This window comes from Streptomyces sp. VTCC 41912, assembly GCF_045799175.1.
Classification (GTDB): domain Bacteria; phylum Actinomycetota; class Actinomycetes; order Streptomycetales; family Streptomycetaceae; genus Streptomyces; species Streptomyces albulus_C.
Genome location: NZ_JBJMAB010000001.1, coordinates 669,496 through 687,813, shown reverse-complemented (window position 1 = coordinate 687,813; position 18,318 = coordinate 669,496). Strand labels below are relative to the sequence as shown.

16 protein-coding genes are annotated in these 18,318 nt (G+C 71.7%); 8 read left to right on the top strand and 8 right to left on the bottom strand.

The genetic code is table 11. The features are described 5' to 3' along the window. Window positions 1-36: 36 nt before the first annotated feature. Window positions 37-1,509: an MFS transporter gene (locus tag ACJ6WD_RS03135; RefSeq protein ID WP_407615091.1), complete on the bottom strand. Its 1,473-nt coding sequence runs from the start codon at window positions 1,507-1,509 to the stop codon at window positions 37-39. Beyond that, on the bottom strand, window positions 1,506-1,937 hold the full coding sequence (locus tag ACJ6WD_RS03130) for a MarR family winged helix-turn-helix transcriptional regulator (RefSeq protein WP_233660648.1): 432 nt from the start codon (window positions 1,935-1,937) through the stop codon (window positions 1,506-1,508). Before ACJ6WD_RS03130 ends, ACJ6WD_RS03135 begins: the two co-directional genes overlap by 4 nt. 261 nt (window positions 1,938-2,198) lie before the next feature. On the opposite strand from ACJ6WD_RS03130, the gene ACJ6WD_RS03125 reads away from it, so the two are divergent. The 3 genes from ACJ6WD_RS03125 (at window position 2,199) to ACJ6WD_RS03115 (ending at window position 4,988) form a co-directional block, all read left to right on the top strand. Further along, window positions 2,199-3,041 (top strand): nitrilase-related carbon-nitrogen hydrolase, encoded by an 843-nt coding sequence (locus ACJ6WD_RS03125; protein WP_376558359.1) that lies wholly within the window; start codon window positions 2,199-2,201, stop codon window positions 3,039-3,041. Continuing rightward, window positions 3,038-4,351: an aspartate aminotransferase family protein gene (locus ACJ6WD_RS03120; RefSeq protein ID WP_233660646.1), complete on the top strand. Its 1,314-nt coding sequence runs from the start codon at window positions 3,038-3,040 to the stop codon at window positions 4,349-4,351. The genes ACJ6WD_RS03125 and ACJ6WD_RS03120 overlap by 4 nt, the downstream gene beginning before the upstream one ends. Before the next feature lie 160 nt (window positions 4,352-4,511). Then, window positions 4,512-4,988: a hypothetical protein gene (locus ACJ6WD_RS03115; protein WP_331249520.1), complete on the top strand. Its 477-nt coding sequence runs from the start codon at window positions 4,512-4,514 to the stop codon at window positions 4,986-4,988. A gap of 287 nt (window positions 4,989-5,275) precedes the next feature. On the opposite strand, the gene ACJ6WD_RS03110 is transcribed toward ACJ6WD_RS03115, so the two are convergent. Then, on the bottom strand, window positions 5,276-6,109 hold the full coding sequence (locus tag ACJ6WD_RS03110) for a heparin lyase I family protein (protein WP_376446234.1): 834 nt from the start codon (window positions 6,107-6,109) through the stop codon (window positions 5,276-5,278). A 115-nt stretch (window positions 6,110-6,224) separates the two neighbouring features. Beyond that, window positions 6,225-7,109, bottom strand: coding sequence for an ABC transporter substrate-binding protein (locus ACJ6WD_RS03105; protein ID WP_376446231.1), 885 nt, complete (start codon window positions 7,107-7,109; stop codon window positions 6,225-6,227). A 334-nt stretch (window positions 7,110-7,443) separates the two neighbouring features. Here ACJ6WD_RS03105 and hydA point away from each other — a divergent pair, with 334 nt between their 5' ends. Together hydA and ACJ6WD_RS03095 are read left to right on the top strand one after the other, a co-directional pair. Further along, the gene (hydA, locus tag ACJ6WD_RS03100) at window positions 7,444-8,850 is read left to right on the top strand and encodes a dihydropyrimidinase (protein WP_016574990.1); all 1,407 of its coding nucleotides are present in this window, start codon (window positions 7,444-7,446) and stop codon (window positions 8,848-8,850) included. A 61-nt stretch (window positions 8,851-8,911) separates the two neighbouring features. Next, entirely contained in the window at window positions 8,912-9,910 is a 999-nt protein-coding gene (locus tag ACJ6WD_RS03095) for a TIGR03842 family LLM class F420-dependent oxidoreductase (protein WP_233660642.1), read from the top strand. Between the two features lie 253 nt (window positions 9,911-10,163). On the opposite strand, the gene ACJ6WD_RS03090 is transcribed toward ACJ6WD_RS03095, so the two are convergent. Together ACJ6WD_RS03090 and ACJ6WD_RS03085 are read right to left on the bottom strand one after the other, a co-directional pair. Beyond that, on the bottom strand, window positions 10,164-12,290 hold the full coding sequence (locus ACJ6WD_RS03090; protein ID WP_407615090.1) for a tetratricopeptide repeat protein: 2,127 nt from the start codon (window positions 12,288-12,290) through the stop codon (window positions 10,164-10,166). An 8-nt stretch (window positions 12,291-12,298) separates the two neighbouring features. Continuing rightward, on the bottom strand, window positions 12,299-12,655 hold the full coding sequence (locus ACJ6WD_RS03085; protein WP_376446225.1) for a hypothetical protein: 357 nt from the start codon (window positions 12,653-12,655) through the stop codon (window positions 12,299-12,301). 322 nt (window positions 12,656-12,977) lie between these two features. On the opposite strand from ACJ6WD_RS03085, the gene ACJ6WD_RS03080 reads away from it, so the two are divergent. Both ACJ6WD_RS03080 and ACJ6WD_RS03075 read left to right on the top strand, forming a co-directional pair. Next, window positions 12,978-13,247 carry a hypothetical protein gene (locus tag ACJ6WD_RS03080; protein ID WP_016574986.1) on the top strand — a complete coding sequence of 90 codons (270 nt, stop codon included), beginning with the start codon at window positions 12,978-12,980 and terminating at the stop codon, window positions 13,245-13,247. Next, window positions 13,240-13,866, top strand: a complete 627-nt coding sequence (locus tag ACJ6WD_RS03075; RefSeq protein ID WP_233660639.1) for a DUF6879 family protein — start codon at window positions 13,240-13,242, stop codon at window positions 13,864-13,866. Before ACJ6WD_RS03080 ends, ACJ6WD_RS03075 begins: the two co-directional genes overlap by 8 nt. 328 nt (window positions 13,867-14,194) lie before the next feature. Here ACJ6WD_RS03075 and ACJ6WD_RS03070 read toward each other — a convergent pair whose 3' ends face one another. Both ACJ6WD_RS03070 and ACJ6WD_RS03065 read right to left on the bottom strand, forming a co-directional pair. Further along, window positions 14,195-15,262 carry a biotin/lipoate A/B protein ligase family protein gene (locus tag ACJ6WD_RS03070; protein ID WP_407615089.1) on the bottom strand — a complete coding sequence of 356 codons (1,068 nt, stop codon included), beginning with the start codon at window positions 15,260-15,262 and terminating at the stop codon, window positions 14,195-14,197. Between the two features lie 178 nt (window positions 15,263-15,440). Then, complete coding sequence (locus ACJ6WD_RS03065) at window positions 15,441-16,187, bottom strand: SIR2 family NAD-dependent protein deacylase (RefSeq protein WP_407615112.1); 747 nt, start codon at window positions 16,185-16,187, stop codon at window positions 15,441-15,443. A 210-nt stretch (window positions 16,188-16,397) separates the two neighbouring features. Here ACJ6WD_RS03065 and ACJ6WD_RS03060 point away from each other — a divergent pair, with 210 nt between their 5' ends. Further along, a complete protein-coding gene (locus ACJ6WD_RS03060) occupies window positions 16,398-18,257 on the top strand; it encodes a gamma-glutamyltransferase (RefSeq protein ID WP_331249514.1) in 1,860 nt (619 codons plus the stop codon). The last annotated feature ends 61 nt before the right edge of the window (window positions 18,258-18,318 follow it).

The window sequence follows — 18,318 nt, the reverse complement described above, 5'->3', positions numbered from 1 at the left end:
GTAACTCTCCATGGTGGATCGGTGGTTGGTGGTGGATCAGCCGAAGCTCCGGCCGCCCGCGGTGCGCAGCGTCCGGTCGGCGAGGGTGACGGCGAGCAGGAGCCCGCCGAGGATCACGCCGGTCAGCGCGATCGAGTGCAGTCCCGGGTCCGTGGCCCGCTGCCCGTACCAGAGCCCGATCAGGCTGGACGCGGTGATCGCGCCGAGGTACTGGGCGGTGCGCTGGAGCCCGGCGGCCGCGCCCACGCCGTCGGCGGGGGCCTGGGCGTAGACGGCGGCTTGGTTGCCGGTGGAGGCCAGCCCCTGCGGGATGCCGAACAGTGCCCCCGCGACGAGCAGCAGCGGCAGCGGACTGGTGCCGTGCAGCAGCAGGAAGACGGCGCTGCCCGCGGTCAGGCAGGCCGCGGCGACGGTCAGCGGGGCGCGGATGCCCTTCGTCCGGGCGCCGGCCAGCGAGCAGAGCGCGGCCGCGCCGGACATCGGCAGCATCACCAGTCCGGCGTGGAACGACGAGAAGCCGTGCCCCTGCTCCAGCCACTGGCTGTAGCCGTACAGCACGCAGTAGATGACCAGGTAGGTCAGCCCGTGCCGGAGGTAGGTCAGTGCCAGGGCCCGGTTGCGGGCCAGCATCCGCAGGTCGATGAAGGGCCGGGGGTGGCGCAGCTGCCACCAGACCAGGACGGCGCTCAGCGCCGCGGTCGGCGCGAGCAGCGGCCACCGCGGGGCGTCCAGCCGCAGCAGGAAGAACATCGCGCAGGTCAGCGCGGAGGCGAAGAGCGCGATGCCGAACGGGTCCAGGCCACCGCGGGCGGCGTCGGCCGGCGCGGCACCGTGCGCGGCCCGGGCGTCCCGGTCGGCCGGGAGCCAGGTCAGCGCACCGACCAGCGCCAGCAGCGCGAGGGGGACGTTGACCGCGAAGACCGCCCGCCAGCCCGCGGTCGCGGCCAGCAGCCCGCCGAGGGTGGGGCCGACCGCGGCACTCGCCAGCGCGGCCAGGGAGAGCCGCCCGAGCACCGCCCGGGGGGTGGGCCGGCCCACCCGCCGAGACTCGGCGCGCAGCATCGCCATCGCCGCCGGGTAGGCGGCCGCGGTCCCGATGCCGAGGACGATCCGGGAGACGACCAGCAGCGTGAAGGTCGGCGCCAGCGCGCCGATCAGTCCGGCCGCACAGACCGCCACGGTGCCGGCGAGGAACACCCGGCGCGGCCCGATCCGGTCGGCGACCCGGCCCAGCGTCGGCTGGCCCACCGCACTGGCGAGGTACATCGCCGAGATCAGCCACGCGGTGTCGGCGGCGCCGACCCGGAAGTCCCGGCCGATCGCCACCAGCGCGGTGGCGATCATCGTCGAGTTGATCGGATTGAGCAGCGACCCCAGCAGCAGCGGCGCCATCAGCCGGGCGCCGAAGCCGCGGTCGGCGGCCGGGGGCGCGGGGCGGTGCGCGGCCGGGCCGACGGGGTCGGCGGCGGTCCCGCCGGCGGTCCGGTCCGGGGCGTCGGGGGCGCTCATTCCTCGGTCAGCCGTCGTATCAACGCGGTCGCCTCGGCCAGCGTCCGCCGCTCGTCGGCGGTCAACCGCTCGGCGACGGCCACCGCGAGCCAGTCGTGCTTGGCGGCCCGGACGTCCCGGAGCACCCGGCGGCCCTCCTCGGTGAGCGAGAAGACCACCTGGCGCCCGTCGGTGGGGTGCGGGTTGCGGGCGAGGATCCCGTGCTCCTCCAGGGCGCCGACGGTCACCCGCATCGACTGCGGACGCACCAGCTCGGCGCGGGCCAGCGCCGCGATGGTGGACGGCCCGTCGGCGTCGATACGGGCGAGCACCGCGCGCTGTGTGGGGGACAGCTCGCCCTGCGGCGAGGCGGCGCGCAGCCGGCGCATCAGCAGGGACACCGTCGCGCCGAGATCGGTGGCGAGCCGTTCCTGGTCCTTGTCGGGCATGCTCCGAGCGTAGGAGCCCGACAGACAAACTTGCAAGTTTGCCTGTCATTCTTGGTGTCCTCCCGGCGCTCCGTCCCGCCCGCACCGCACGGCGGTGCGGGCGGGACGGAGCGCCGGGAGGACACCGGTCCGGACCCGCGCACCCGACCGCCGCGCCGCGCTGGGAGATGGTCTTGCCACGGTCGGTGACGGGGCTTACGGTCGCCTCCACACGCGTAGATCCGCGCACCGCAGGCTGACGCAGCGACAAAGGAGCAGCTCATGGCCGATGTTGTGCGTGCCGCACTGGTCCAGGCGACCTGGACGGGCGACACCGAATCGATGATCGCGAAACACGAGGAGCACGCCCGGGCGGCGGCCGCGCGGGGTGCCAAGGTGATCGGCTTCCAGGAGGTCTTCAACGCCCCGTACTTCTGCCAGGTCCAGGATCCGGAGCACTACCGCTGGGCGGAGCCGGTACCGGACGGCCCGACCGTGCGGCGGATGCAGGACCTCGCCCGCGAGACCCAGATGGTGATCGTCGTGCCGGTCTTCGAGGTCGAGCAGTCCGGCTTCTACTACAACACCGCGGCCGTCATCGACGCCGACGGCACCGTCCTCGGCAAGTACCGCAAGCACCACATCCCGCAGGTCAAGGGGTTCTGGGAGAAGTACTACTTCCGCCCGGGGAACATCGGCTGGCCGGTCTTCGACACCGCCGTCGGCCGGATCGGCGTCTACATCTGCTACGACCGGCACTTCCCGGAGGGCTGGCGGCAGTTGGGTCTCAACGGCGCCCAGCTCGTCTACAACCCGTCCGCCACCTCGCGCGGACTGTCGGGCTACCTCTGGCGGCTGGAACAGCCCGCGGCCGCGGTCGCCAACGAGTACTTCGTCGCCGCGATCAACCGGGTCGGCGTGGAGGAGTACGGCGACAACGACTTCTACGGCTCCAGCTACTTCGTCGACCCGCGCGGCCAGGTCGTCGGCGATCCCGCCAGCGACTCCACGGAGGAACTGGTCGTCCGCGACCTGGACTTCGGCCTGATCGACGAGGTCCGCCAGCAGTGGGCGTTCTACCGCGACCGGCGCCCCGACGCCTACGAGGGGCTGGTGCAGCCGTGACGTCCGACGCCGCAAGCCTGCACGCCCGCCACCAGGCCGTCATGCCGTCCTGGTTGAGCCTCTACTACGACCGCCCCCTGGAGCTCACCCACGGCGAGGGCCGGTACGTCTGGGACGCCGACGGCACCCGCTACCTCGACTTCTTCGGCGGCATCCTCACCACGATGACCGCGCACGCCCTGCCCGAGGTCACCAAGGCGATCAGCGAGCAGGCCGGCCGTCTCCTGCACTCCTCCACGCTGTACCTCTCCCGCCCCATGGTGGAGTTGGCGGAGCGGATCGCCGCGCTCTCCGGCATCCCCGACGCCCGGGTCTTCTTCACCACCTCCGGCACCGAGGCCAACGACGCCGCACTGCTCCTGGCCACCACCCACCGCCGGTCCAACCAGATCCTGGCGATGCGCAACAGCTACCACGGCCGTTCCTTCTCCACCGTCGGCATCACCGGCAACCAGAGCTGGTCACCCACCAGCCTCTCGCCGCTGCAAACCCTCTACGTCCACGGCGGGGTCCGCTCCCGCGGCCCGTACGCCGACCTCGACGACGCCGCGTACACCGCGGCCTGCGTCGCCGACCTGGAGGACGTGCTCCAGCAGGCCGCGGGCGGCGTCGCCGCGCTGATCGCCGAACCGGTGCAGGGCGTCGGCGGCTTCACCGCACCGCCGGACGGGCTGTACGCGGCGTTCCGCGAAGTCCTGGCCCGCGAGGGGATCCTGTGGATCAGCGACGAGGTGCAGACCGGCTGGGGCCGCACCGGCGAGCACTTCTGGGGCTGGCAGGCGCACGGCGAGAACGGCCCGCCGGACCTGCTCACCTTCGCCAAGGGCATCGGCAACGGCATGTCCATCGGCGGGGTGGTGGCCCGCGCCGAGATCATGAACTGCCTGCCCGCCAACTCCATCTCGACCTTCGGCGGCAGCCCGATCACCATGGCCGCCGGCCTGGCCAACCTCACCTACCTCCTGGAGCACGACCTCCAGGGCAACGCCCGGCGGGTCGGCGGACTGCTCATCGAGCGCCTGCGGGCGGTGACCGCCGGCCTCGACATGGTGCGGGAGGTGCGCGGGCGGGGCCTGATGATCGGAGTCGAGCTGGTCCGGCCGGGCACCGACGAGCCGTCCCCGGAGGCGGCCACCGGAGTGCTGGAGGCCGCGCGGGAACGCGGGCTGCTGGTCGGCAAGGGCGGCCGGGGCGGCGCCTCGCTCCGCATCGCCCCGCCGCTCACACTCACCGTCGCCGAGGCGGAGCACGGTGCCGAACTGCTCGCGGACGCCCTGCGGTCGACGCGGGCGAACCTCGCACCGCGCTGACCGCCGCGCGCCGCGCCCGGCCCGCGCCGCCCCGGTCACCCCGGGCGGTGCCCCGGCCGCGGCGCGGCGCGCGTCGACCGGACACCCCCGTGCTCCCTCGTGCGCGTGGTTCCCCGGCGTGTTGCTTGTCCGGCCGGGGCGCGGCCGGAACGGTGGGACCGTGCGCACCCCTCCTCTCCTCGTCCTGACGGCCGCGGTGTTGGCCACGGTCACCGGCTGCATGTCCGTCCCGGCGTCCCGGACGGCGCCGCCCGGGCCCCGCCCGGCACCGTCCGTGCCCGAACGCCCCGCGACCCGGGCGCCGTCCGAAGGGACCGCGCACGAACAGGTGGTGACCGCACCGCGGCCACCGGAACCGCCCGCGGACGCCGCCGTCGCGGAAGCGGACGGGACCGCGGCGGACGCGCCGGCCCCGCACCGCGGACGGCTCCCCGCCGCGCCGCATCCGCAGCACCCCCGGCCGGCCCACCACCGCGAACGGCCACGGCCCGCGCAGGCCGCACCGCCCCCGCACCATCCCGCGGTGCGCGCCCCGGCCGCGCACCGCACCGTGGACCCGCGGGTGATCTGTCAGATGGCCGCCGGCAAGGTGCGCCCGGACCTGTTGACGCTGTGTCAGGGAAGCTTCGGGCAGTGACGCACCGCGGCGACCGCCGCAGAGCACGAGAAAGGGCCCCCGCTCCATGAGCGGGGGCCCTTCGTGTGGAGCGCCCGGCAGGCCTTGCACCTACATTTCCCATCGGATGATGGGCGTCTTTCCTTGGACCACAGACGCGTGACTCCCGCCCGCGGGCCGGAGTTACGTGATGATCATACAGCCTCGGCGGATGGTCGCGCACCCGCCGCCCGGCCGGCCGCGGAAGGGCCGCGGCCGGCCCCGCCCCGACCCGCCGGGCGCATCCGGGCCCACGTGGCGCCCCGCGGTCAGTCCTTGGGTGCCACGTCCTCGTAACGGCCGCCCACCGCGGGGGAGTTGAGCCAGGCGGTGGCCGGCCCCTTGATGCCGTCGGAGCGGTAGACCCCCCACTTGTCGGTGACCCAGGAGGCGCGCAGGGTCGCCGCGGGGTACTGCTCGGAGCCGCCGGGCAACTGCTGGGCCGCGCCGTCGTGCCAGAGCCGCACCCAGCCGCGCGCCGGGTCCTTCGAGACCTTGATGCCGAGGACGAAGTCGTGCCAGGTGTTCAGGGCGATCGGCGCCTGCCAGAGCCGGGTGGTCCTCAACTGCGGGTCGCAGTACTCCAGGTCGACGGTGCCGTCGCCCCGGGCGCGCAGCGACAGCGGCGGGGTGGCGGCGCCCGGACCGTAGTCCTTGAGCTGCCACAGGACCACCCAGTCGCCCTTCTTCGTCGGCAGCGGACCCCACATCGAGCGCCAGCCGACGTAGACGACGTCGCCCTCGCGGGAGAAGCGGAGCGGGCCGTTGGCGGTGCGGTGGCCGCGGGTCTCCACCCGCACCCGGGTGGGGCCGTCGAGCTTGTCGCCGGAGGTGTGCAGCGCGAAGGACTTCCCGTGCCGCCCGGTCGGATCGTCGGCGACCCGCACCGTGCCCGGTTTGGTCTCCGTGCCCTCGAAGTCGGCGGTGCCCCGCGCCGGATCGGCGCGCCACGGCGCGGCCGCGTGTGCGGCGGACGGGGGCGCGCCGCCGAGCCGGGCCGCGGGCGGGGCCAGCTGGGCGGCCGCGGAGCAGGCGCCGGTCAGCGCGATTCCGGCGAGGAGGGCAACTCCCCTACGGAGGTGGGGGGTTAGGGGTCGCTCCATGGGTGGACTCCCGACGTGGAGGTGGGGGACGGGAGTGAAAGTTAGGTTTGTTGCCAGTTGCCGTCAAGGGGGCGGTCGGGCCGCCGGCGTCCGGTGCACCGCGGGAGCCCGGACGCTACTTCCGCGCGGCGGCCGCCCGCACCGCGCCGGCCACCTCGGTGAAGAAGCGGGTGTGGGCGCGCCGGCTGACCGGGGCCTCGGGGTTCCACGGCAGCAACCGCACCCGGGACTCGATCGCCCGCCAGTGCTCGTCCGTCCGCAGCGCCTCGACCCGGGCGGCGTTGGCCCGGACGTCGATCAGGACCACGTCCGGGGCGAGCGCGGCGGCCTCCGCCCAGCCCACCGTCGACCAGTTGGTGCCGGCCCCGGCCGCCGGTTCCGGCAACTCCACGCCGTGCTCGGCCAGCGCCCGCAGGTCCGGCCAGGTGCCCGGGCGGGCCAGGTGCACCTTGTCCGACCCGGCGGGGGAGAGCGCCACCACCCGCGGCCGCACCGGACCGCCGCCGGCCCGTCGCAGCTCGTCCTCGGCGTCGTCCAACTCCTTGGCCAGCGTGAGCGGTTCACCGTGCCCCAGGGAGCCGGCCAGTGCCGCGAAGCGCTCCCGCACCTCGGGCAGGCTGCGTCCCGGGCCCACCGCGACGGTGGCCACCGGGACCTGCTCCTCCAACTCCTGCGCGACCTTCGCCTCCAGGCCGTACACCTGCTCCCCGTCGTAGGTCACCGCCACCACGAGGTCCGGGCGGGCCGCCAGCACGGCGTCCGGGTGCAGTGCGCTGCCCGAACCGAGGTACGGGATCTCGTCCAACGGCAGCTCACCGGCCTTGGCCGGGTCGGCCGCCACCCCGTCGTGCTGGGACCCGAACAGGCCCGCGGGGCGGATGCCGTGGTCCCACAGCGTCGCCCCCGCCGGTATGTACGCCACGATCCGTTCCGGCCGGGTTCCGGCCACCACCAGGCGCCCGCGGTCGTCGGAGAACTCCCACGGCGTGCTCTGCTCCATGGCGCATCGCCTTTCTGACGTCATCTGTGTGCCTTTTGACGCCCTCAGTGCCGATTGTGAAGGTGTGGTTCCGTCATCACTTTCGAAGTTGTGGGTCGGAGTCTGTTACCTGCCCATCCGGTCGCCCCCGCACCCCTCCCGGCCCCGCCCCCGGCGCCCCTCCCGCACCGCCCGTTCAACCACCCGGCTGACCGCCGCCGCGACACCCGGCAGGTGGCCGATCTTCCGTCACGGTATTGCCACGGTGGGTGACATGCTTCTACGGTGTCTCCTTCCCGTCCGGAATCTACGGGTGTAGACCAGCTTGTGACGTAGCGTCAGGTAGGGAGCCGAGATGAGCCGTACGGTCGTCCGGGGCGGACTGGTCATCACCGCCGCCGAGGAGATGCACGCCGACGTCCTGATCGAGAACGGCCGCGTCGCCGCCCTCGCCGCCCACGACAGCGCGACCGCCGACGGCTGGACCGCCGGCGCCGACCGCGTCCTCGACGCCACCGGCACCTACGTCATCCCGGGCGGCGTCGACGCCCACACCCACCTGGACTTCCCGTTCGGCGGCACCGCCTCCTCCGACACCTTCGAGACCGGCACCCGCGCCGCGGCCTGGGGCGGCACCACCACCCTCGTCGACTTCGCCGTCCAGAGCCGCGGCCAGGCACTCCGCGCCGGCCTGGACCTGTGGCACGCCAAGTCCGACGCCCAGTGCGCCATCGACTACGCCTTCCACATGATCCTCTCCGACGTCAACGAGCACTCGCTCAAGGAGATGGACCTCCTGGTCGCCGAAGGCGTCACCTCCTTCAAGCTGTTCACCGCCTACCCCGGCGTCTTCTACAGCGACGACGGCCAGATCCTGCGCGCCATGCAGCGCGCCGCCGGCAACGGCGGACTGGTGATGATGCACGCCGAGAACGGCCCCGCCATCGACGTCCTGGTCGAGCAGGCCCTCGCCGCCGGCCACACCGACCCCCGCTACCACGGCGAGGTACGCCACGTGCTGCTGGAGGCCGAGGCCACCCACCGCACCATCCAACTCGCCCGCGTCGCCGGCGCCCCCCTCTACGTCGTCCACGTCTCCGCCGAGCAGGCCGCCGACGAGATCGCCCGGGCCCGCCACGCCGGACTCAACGTCTTCGGCGAGACCTGCCCGCAGTACCTCTTCCTGTCCACCGACAACCTCGCCGAGCCGGACTTCGAAGGCGCCAAGTACGTCTGCTCCACGCCGCTGCGGCCCCGCGAGCACCAGGCGGCACTCTGGCGGGCCCTGCGCACCAACGACCTCCAGGTGGTCTCCACCGACCACTGCCCGTTCTGCTTCCGCGGCCAGAAGGAACTGGGCCGCGACGACTTCTCCAAGATCCCCAACGGGATGCCGGGCATCGAGAACCGCATGGACCTGCTCCACCAGGCCGTCGTGGACGGCCGCATCAGCCGCCGCCGCTGGATCGAGATCGCCTGCGCGACCCCGGCCCGGATGTTCGGCCTCTACCCGAAGAAGGGCACCATCGCGCCGGGCGCCGACGCCGACATCGTGCTCTACGACCCGCACGCCGAACAGACCGTCTCCGCACGGACCCACCACATGAACGTCGACTACTCGGCCTACGAGGGCAAGCGCCTGACCGGACAGGTCCTCACCGTGCTGTCCCGCGGCGAACTCGTCATCGACGGCCGCGAGTTCACCGGCCGCGCCGGCCACGGCCAGTACATCCCGCGCGGCACCTGCCAGTACCTCATGTGAGCACCCCGCGCCCACCCCACCCGGCCGGCACCGACCGGCCCGCACCCCAAGGAGCGCCGCAGTGGACTTCGGAGTCGTCCTCCAGCCCGATCCGCCCGCCTCCGCCGTCGTGGAGCTGATGCGCCGCGCCGAGCGCAACGGCTTCCGCTACGGCTGGACCTTCGACTCGGCCGTGCTGTGGCAGGAGCCGTTCGTCATCCACAGCCGCATCCTGGAACACACCGACCACCTGATCGTCGGCCCGATGGTCACCAACCCCTCCACCCGCACCCCCGAGGTCACCGCCTCCACCTTCGCCACCCTCAACGACATGTACGGCAACCGCACCGTCTGCGGCATCGGACGCGGCGACTCCGCGATGCGGGTGGCCGGCCGCCCGCCCAACACCCTGGCGCGGCTGGGCGAGGCGATCGGCCAGATCCGCGACCTCGCCGAGGGACGCGAGGCCGACGTCGGCGGCCACCGCATCCGCATCCCCTGGATCACCAACGGCCACCTGCCGGTGTGGATGGCCGCCTACGGCCCCAAGGCGCTGGCCATGGCGGGCCGGCTGGCCGACGGCTTCATCCTCCAACTCGCCGACCCCTTCCTCACCGAGTGGATGATCAAGGCCGTCCGCCGGGCCGCCGCGGACGCCGGCCGCGACCCGGCCGCGGTCACCATCTGCGTCGCCGCCCCCGCCTATGTCGGCGACGACCTCGACCACGCCCGCGAGCAGTGCCGCTGGTTCGGCGGCATGGTCGGCAACCACGTCGCCGACCTCGTCGCCCGCTACGGCGAACACTCCGGCCTCGTCCCCGACGAACTCACCGACTACATCAAGTCCCGCGAGGGCTACGACTACTCCCACCACGGCCGCACCGGAAACCCCGACACCGCCTTCGTCCCGGACGGGATCGTGGACCGCTTCTGCCTGCTCGGCCCGGCCGAGGCGCACCGCGAGAAGCTGCGCGCCCTGCGCGACCTGGGCGTCGACCAGTTCGCGCTCTACGCCATGCACGACGCCAAGGAATCCACCCTCGACGCGTACGGCGCGGAGGTCATCCCCGCTCTTTGCTGAGGCCGGAGCACCCGGCCGACCGTTCCACCGGCGCGGCCCCGAACAGGAGAGTCACCCTGCTCGGGGCCAGTCGCACGACCAGAGCACGACCAACGCAGGATCACCCGCCCCGATGGCGACGCCGAGCCCGGTCAACGGTCAGGGCAGGTCCGCAGCACCTCTGACGATCCGCACGGACCGTGCTCCACAGAGCCCCCGCAGTCCCTCCCGGCCCAGCGCCCCGTTCGTACGCGGACTCGTGTGTCTGGACGACTCAGTGCGCCGTTTGACCGTTGCCCCTGAAGTCGGCCAGCACACGTCTGCTGGCGGTGGTGAACGGATGGTCGGGCCCCAAACTGCTGGCTCTCTTCTGCACGACCTCGTCCATGAGGTCCACCGCTGCCTCGACATTGCCAAGCTTGTGGTGGATACGGGCGTGCAACTGCTGCGCGGAGAGCGCGATAGGGTAATCGGCCCCGAAGCGATGCTCGTACATCTCCGAGACGAGTCGAATTTCTTCATCCGCTTCGTGGAGCTGATGCAGTACGTAGAGCGCCCACGCGTGATTGTGTCTCGCGCCCAACGTGACCGTGTGATCGGCGCCGAGGTGGCGCTGGCAGTCCGCGGGCAGGGAAAGCAACGGGACGTTTTCCGGCATTTCGAGTTCGGCCTTCGACAGCATCGTCAACAAGCTGGCCTGGGAGCGCAACGTCAGCGGATGAGCAGGTCCGAGAGATGCCAGCCGGCCGGTGATCGTGGCGCGGAGCAGCGAAAGGGCCTCCGGTCTTTTGCCGACATTCCCCAGGACCAGTTGGAGTCCGTGGCTGCTGTCCAGAGTGTCCGGGTCCTCAGCTCCGAACAACTGCTCCTGAGCGCCTCTCACCTGACGTAGCACCCGCTCGGCCTCGGGGTACCTGCCCAAACGAAAAAGCGCCCGGCCGGCCCTCGAATCCGCTGCCAACACCAAGCGGTGCTCCGCGCCCAGGGTTTCCCGGGAGAGCTGCACTGCGCCATGTGCGGTCTCCCAGGCGGTGAGGTAGTCGCCCGTGCGGTGTAGGGCGGTGGCCAATCGTGTGGCAGTGCCGACCAGTTCAGCCGTCGTTTGGGCAGGCGCGCCATGCCGCAACATGGCGATGGCGTGGGGGCTGAGAAGACGTAACCGAGGGTCTTCCGGGCCGGCGTCCGGCTGCTCCGGAACGGCGGCGTTCAGCAACTTGCCAGCTGTCGTGCTGAGCACCGCGAGCGTCTCAGGGGGCGTGGCGGAAGCGACGCTGTCGAGCAGAACGCCGTGGGTCTGCACACACCGTACGCCGACGTCGATGAGCTCGGTGAGTGATTGGTCGAGCAACGCGCGGAGCGCCGCTTCCGTACGAGCACGGGGAAACGCGCGGCCGACTTCCGGGTGATTCAGGAGGGATACCGGCAACGGCTCCGGCGCGAAACGCGCGAGCAAGCGAAGAAGCGTCACCGCTTCAGGCAATCCGCGTGCCTCGAAGCTGTCGAGCGTCAGTTGCCAGGTGCGCGCCACCAGGTGGCGCGGGTCGTCGTCAGACAAGATGTCAGCTCCTTGGTCTATCAGCTCGACGCCTTCTCCTTCCTCGAGGTGGCGCCGGTAGGCATCCATCGTCCAGGGGTCGAGCACTTGGTGGGAGAGGAAGCCGCCGGCCAGCGTCAGTGCGAGGGGCAGGCGACCTAGCTTGTCCGCGATCTCAGCGGCCTGCTTCAACGTGCCGCTCTGTGGTGCGAGGTCGCACAGCACCCTCGCGGCGTCGTCCCGCGGCAGCACCCCGATGTACTGCAACTCCGCTCCCGGCCACCAACGAGGCGCCGCTCGACGGGTCGTGACCACGACGATCCCGTTGGGGCTGGTGCGCAGCCAGCTCCCGTCCCGCAAGATCTCGGGGTCGTCCGCGTTGTCCAGCACCAGTAACCACGGCTCGGTGGAACGGTTGAGGCGCTCCCAGACCAGGTCGGCTCCGGGCCGCAAGCCGTTCCTGGCTGCCAGGAGTTCGCCGTCCGCAGCCCCGCGGTCAGCGGCCACCGCGAGCATCCCGGAGCGGAGGCTGGCCCGGTCGGAGGCGTTCACCCAGAGCCCGACACGGTTGTTGCCCTCGGTGGCGAAGTGGAAGAAGGCGTAGGCGACGGCGGTTTTGCCGCAGCCTCCCATGCCGTGGAGCACGAAGGCCCGGCCACCCTGTCGCGCGGCGGTGCTCGATCGCAGGCGTTCCAGCACTTCGGCGCGGTCCCGCAGGACCACCGGTGCCCGGCCGACTGCCGGGCGCCTCACGGAGTCGGGCCCGGCGAGGCCGAGTTCCTCACTGCCGTGGTAGTGGTACTCGCTGATGTGCTGGTCGCGGGATGACTGGTAGACGCGGCCGCCGTCCTCGGCACGGCCGTCCATCGCTCCTCTCATCGCTCATTGATGTGCATGTCGCGGCCCGCTTGATAGATGCGAGCTCGCCCGGACGCGGTGCCGTGCTGAGCCACGGACGGGGCACTCGCGTCGGTATGGGGGCTGAACTCGCCGAGCAACGTGCGCAGATCCTCGACGGCCTCCGGATCGGACAGCAAAAGCCGGCGGAGATATCCCACCCACTGCGTTCGCAGTTCACCGAGCATCTCTTGGTCGTCTGCCGAGTGGGCGCGCAGCACTTCCTCTTGGCTCACGTCCAACGCGCGGGAAATGTCCTGTGCTCTTTCGGGCTGCCAGCGCTGCCATACACGTGTGAAACTATCGCGAGCGTGTTGCCAGGCTTCGGTTGTCATCAGAGTGACCAGGGTGGTTCCAGCGGCCTGTGCGAAGGACGTTAATTCTGCATCCATAGTTCCCCCATTTGGATGATTGGCACGCTGAAACTCTTCCCATAAGGCTACAAATCGGGCCATCGATGCCCATGGGTGAGTTGCGTTCCCTCCTTGTGGTCAGCATGGTGGCATCGGCAATCCGAACCAGCAAGTGTCTTCGCGGATGTATGACTATGGCATATGCCGTTGTCGATTTTCCCCGGATGGCTTAGTGGTTGCTCTAGTGGGTCAAGGCTTCAACCGTTACGCTCGGTACGTTCTCGTCATCTCTGGGAGGGGTGTTATGTCCAGGCCGTGGGAAGCTGACCCCATGACGACATTTAAAAGGCGGCTGGGGAAGTCGCCGCAAGAATTAGGTCACACGACCGATAATCCCGACTGCCCGGACATCTGGGAGCTTGAGAACGGAGACGTCGCCATCATCGGTCGAGACCTCACGGATTCGCTGGGGGAAGTGCTTCCCGCGGGCGTTTCGATCGGGAGTGACGAACGTCTGGTGGTCATCCCGAGGAGCATGATGGTCGCAGCGAAGCCGGACATTCCCAGTGTTTGAATCGTTCCGGCGCAGTACCTCAGAGCATCTGGACCGCCCTCGGTATCACGAAGACTTTCGTCGCCATTATGGGAGCGGCATCCGCTCCTTGCGCAAGCTCGAACGTGGTCAGAACTTCAAGGAGCGAGGCTTTCCCAGTTGGGAAGCTTTTGCGGCCGGTGAATGGCGCACGGCGATCTCCCTGATCGAGGAGAAACGAGAGATCTACTCCGCGCAGTTCCGGAAGGCTGCCGAATTGGGGATTCTGGAGCGCCGGATTCGCGTGGTCGAATTCCCCGTCACCCCGTACGTGCAGTGGGAGCTCTTCGTGCTTCGTCTGCGCGTGGAACTGGGGGACAATATCAGGGTGATGGACTCCCGTGCCATCTCGGAAATTGAAGCGGAATCCCTGGTCCCCGAAGTCGTGATCCTCGGCGACGAGGTCATGTACGAGGTGACTTACGATGACGACGGGAACGCTGCCGGAGCAAACCGCATCGCGGATCGAGCGGCAATCGAGGACACCTCTGCGAGTTTCGACGTGCTGTACCAGCGCAGTGAGCCGTATGGTGAATTCTTCGCTCGTGAAATTGCGCCACTCGCCCCTCCGGTGGTCAATGATCAAGTCGCCGCTCGCTGAGTGGTGGCTCGCGTCCCTCCGCTGTTTCCGGGAGCACTGTCTCGTTCAGGCATGCTCGGCCATGGTGAACGAAGACGGACTCCCGGTCAGTGCCGAACGAGCCTGCTCGCGAGTGAACAGGTGGTTCCCCATGCCCGAAGGGCAGTTGCCCGGGCACGGCAGACGCTCCGCCGCGGCGTGCCAGTCACGTGCGAACCTCCCGCGAGGCAGTTGAGTCGTCCGCCACGCAGGCGAACGCCTGCCGGTGGGCGACGGCACGGCTGATCGCGCGGATGCCGAGACTCTCCCCGCCCCCCGCGATCGGCCCGCCGGTGCCCGTCGGCCCCGGCTACGGCACCCGCGTCAGCCACTCCCGGGAGCTGAACTTGGCGGCGGCCAGCTCCTCGGCCCGGGCCAGTTCGCGAGGGGACACCGAACCCATCGAACCGCCGTACCGGGTCCGGAACGAGGCGATCATCCGGGCGATGACCTCCGCCCGCGGCAGGCCCGTCTGCCGGCGCAGGGGATCCACCCGCTTCTTCGCGCTGGTGGTGCCCTTGTCCGAGAGCTTCTCCTTGCCGATGCGCAGCACCTGGACCATCTTCTCGGCGTCGATGTCGTAGGACATCGTCACGTGGTGCAGCACCGCGCCGTCGCCCGCCGCCATGCGCTTCTGCGCCGCACCGGCGATCTTCCCGGCCTCGGTGGCGATGTCGTTCAGCGGCTTGTACCACGCGGTGATGCCCATGTCGCCGAGGGCGCCCAGCACCCAGTCGTCCAGATAGGCGTAGCTCTCCGCGAAACTCAGGCCCTGGACCAGGGAGTTGGGGACGCAGAGCGAGTAGGTGATGGTGTTGCCCGGCTCCACGAACATCGCGCCGCCGCCCGAGATCCGGCGGACGACCGTGACACCGTGCCGGGCGGCGCCCTCCGGGTCGACCTCGTTCGCCAGCGACTGGAAGCTACCGATGATCACCGCCGGGCGGTCCCACTCCCACACCCGCAGCGTCGGCGGACGCCGGCCCGCCGCGACCTCGGCCGTCAACACCTCGTCCAACGCCATGTGCAGGGCCGGCGACTGCGGCCCCTCGTGGATGATCTGCCAGTCGAAGTCGGTCCACTCCCGGGCGCCGGCCACCGCCCGGCGCACCGCGACGCCCACCGCCTCGCTGCTGAACCCGAACAGCACCGCCCCGGCGGGCAACGCCGCGTCGATCCGGGCGGCCAGCCCCCGCGCGTCGGTGTCCGCCGGCGCGCCCTCCAGGGCGCCGTTGATGGCGTCCAGCGCCTCGTCCGGCTCCAGGAAGAAGTCCCCGGCCACCCGGACGCCGCGCAGCGCCCCGTCCCCCACCTCCAGGTCGGCGACCACCAACTTGCCGCCCGGCACCTTGTACTCACCGTGGTGCTTGCCCTGCACGGCCCTACCGTCCTTCCCGCTCCCCGCTGCCGTTCCCCCGCACGGCGCGCGGCCGGCAGCGGCGTCAACCGTAACGCGGGCCGCAGCATTCCCGGCGAAAGGGACCGATCCGGGCGCGATCCTGGACGATCCCGGACGCTCCGGGACCACGTCGGCCAGCGGCGGTGCCGCGCCGAGGTCAGACGAGCGCGTTCAACAGGCGGGGCAACGCCGTCCCGATCGGCTCGCGCACCAACTCGGCGGCCAGCGCGTCGTACGGCGTCGGCTCGGCATTGACGATCACCAGGCGCGCGCCGTGCTCCACCGCCACCCCGGCGAGCGAGGCGGCCGGCTGCACCTGGAGCGTGGTGCCCACCGCGAAGAACACCTCGGCCGCCTTCGCCACGCCCAACGCCTCGCCGAGCACCTGCGGATCCAGCCGCTCCCCGAACATCACCGTCGCCGACTTCAGGATCCCGCCGCAGACCAGGCACGCCGGATCGGGATCGCCGGCCGCCACCCGCTCCAGCGCCTGCGCCATCGACGACCGGGCGTGGCAGCGGGTGCACGCCACCTCCCGTGCGGTGCCGTGCAGTTCGAGCACCTTGCGGGCCGGCATCCCGGCGAGCTGGTGCAGCCCGTCCACGTTCTGGGTGATCACCCGCACCGGCGTCCCGGACCGCTCCAACCGGGCCACCGCCTCGTGCGCGGCGTTCGGTCGGGCGCGGAAGGCCGGGCTCTCCTGCCGCATCCGCCACGACCGCCGACGGATCTCCGGATCCGCCATGTACGTGTCGTAGGTGACCAGCTTCTCGGCCTCCGGGTCGCGCCGCCACAGGCCGTTCGGCCCGCGGTAGTCGGGGATCCCGGAGTCGGTGGAGATCCCGGCGCCACTCAGGATCGCCACCAGGGGGCGGCGCGCGGGCCCGTCGTCGGTGCTGCTCATGGGGCGAGCGTACGGAACGGCGCGGGGCACGGCGACCGGGTTCGCCGGCCGGGCCGGTCCGTCCGCGGCCAGCGCCAGTCCGTCCCAACGGATCCCGCGGACGGCACCGGGGAGCGAGGTGAGATCCCGGAGCATGGGGGGAGGGTACGGGGGACCGCCCCGCCGCGACGACCCGTGACGCCGCACACCGACCCACGACGAGGAGCCCCCGTGTTCACCACCCGCCCCACGCTCCAAGGCACCTTCGGCATGGCCGCCACCACCCACTGGTTGGCGTCCCAGTCCGCGATGGCCGTCCTGGAGGACGGCGGCAACGCCTTCGACGCCGCCGTCGCCGCCGGATTCGTGCTGCACGTCGTCGAACCGCACCTCAACGGCCCGGCCGGCGAAGTGCCCGTCATCCTGGCCCCGGCGGGCGGACCGGTGCGGGTGCTGTGCGGCCAGGGCCCGGCCCCGGCCGGGGCCAGCGTGGCGCACTACACCTCCCTCGGCCTCGACCTGGTGCCCGGCACCGGGCCGCTCGCCGCCGCCGTCCCCGGAGCCTTCGACGCCTGGATGCTGCTGCTGCGCGACCACGGCACCAAGTCGCTGGCCGAGGTGCTCCGTTACGCCATCGAGTACGCCGAACACGGCCACCCCGCCGTCGAACGCATCGGGGAGACCGTCCAGACCGTCCGCACGCTCTTCGCGACCGAGTGGACCTCCTCCGCCGAGCTCTACCTGCCCGGCGGCCGCGCCGTCCGCCCGGGCGAACTCCTCACCAACCGGCCGCTGGCCGCCACCTGGCGCCGCCTCCTCACCGAGGCCGGGGCCGCCGCCACCGACCGCGCCGCCCAGATCGACGCCGCCCGCCGCATCTGGCGCGAGGGGTTCATCGGCGAGGCGCTCGCCGCCTTCGCCGCCCGCCCCGCCATGGACACCTCCGGCGAACGCCACGCCGGCACCCTCACCGGCGACGACCTGGCCGCCTACCGCGCCACCTACGAGGACCCGGTGACCTACGACTGGCAGGGGTGGACCGTCGCCAAGGCCGGCGGCTGGACCCAGGGCCCGGCCCTCCTCCAGCAACTCGCCCTGCTCCCGGAGGAGTTGCCCGCCCACGGCAGTCCCGACTACGTCCACCTGCTCGTCGAGGGCAGCAAACTCGCGATGGCCGACCGCGAAGCGTGGTACGGCGACGCCGCCGACGTCCCCCTCGCCACCCTGCTCGGCGACGACTACAACGCCGCCCGGCGGGCCCTGATCGGCGACCGCGCCTCCGCCGCGCTGCGACCCGGCAGCCCCGACGGCCGCACCCCGCGGCTGAGCAAGCACGCCCTGGCGGTGGCCACCGGCACCGGTGGCTTCGATCCGCTCGGTGTGTCGGCGAGCGGCGCCGGGGAACCGACCGTGGCCCGCGGCACCGGCGAGCCCCGCCACGGCGCCCCGCCGGCCGTCGCCCCCGAGGTCGACCGCGACGGCACCACCCGAGGCGACACCTGCCACATCGACGTCGTCGACCGTTGGGGCAACTTCGTCTCCGCCACCCCCTCCGGCGGGTGGCTGCAATCCAACCCGGTCGTCCCCGGCCTCGGCTTCCCGCTCGGCACCCGCCTGCAAATGGCCTGGCTGGAGGAGGGCCTGCCGAACTCCCTCACCCCCGGGCGCCGCCCCCGGACCACCCTCACCCCCTCCCTCGCCCTGCGCGACGGCGTCCCCGTCATGGCGTTCGGCACCCCGGGCGGCGACCAGCAGGACCAGTGGCAACTGCACTTCTTCCTGTCCGTCGCCCTGCGCCCGCAGGTCCGCGGCGGACTCGACCTCCAAGGCGCCATCGACGCCCCGAACTGGCACAACGACTCCTTCCCCGGTTCCTTCTTCCCGCGCGGCATGCGCCCCGGCAGCGTCACCGTCGAATCCCGGATCGGCGACGAGGTCATCGACGGACTGCGGGAGCGCGGCCACGACGTCACGGTGGGCGCCGCCTGGTCGGAGGGGCGCCTGAGCGCGGTGGCCCGCGACCCCCGCACCGGGGTGCTGTCGGCCGCCGCCAACCCGCGCGGCATGCAGGGGTACGCCGTCGGCCGCTGACCCCTCCCGGTCCGGCCCCCCACCCCGGCGTCACCACCGACATGGGGCCTGACCTGCAATG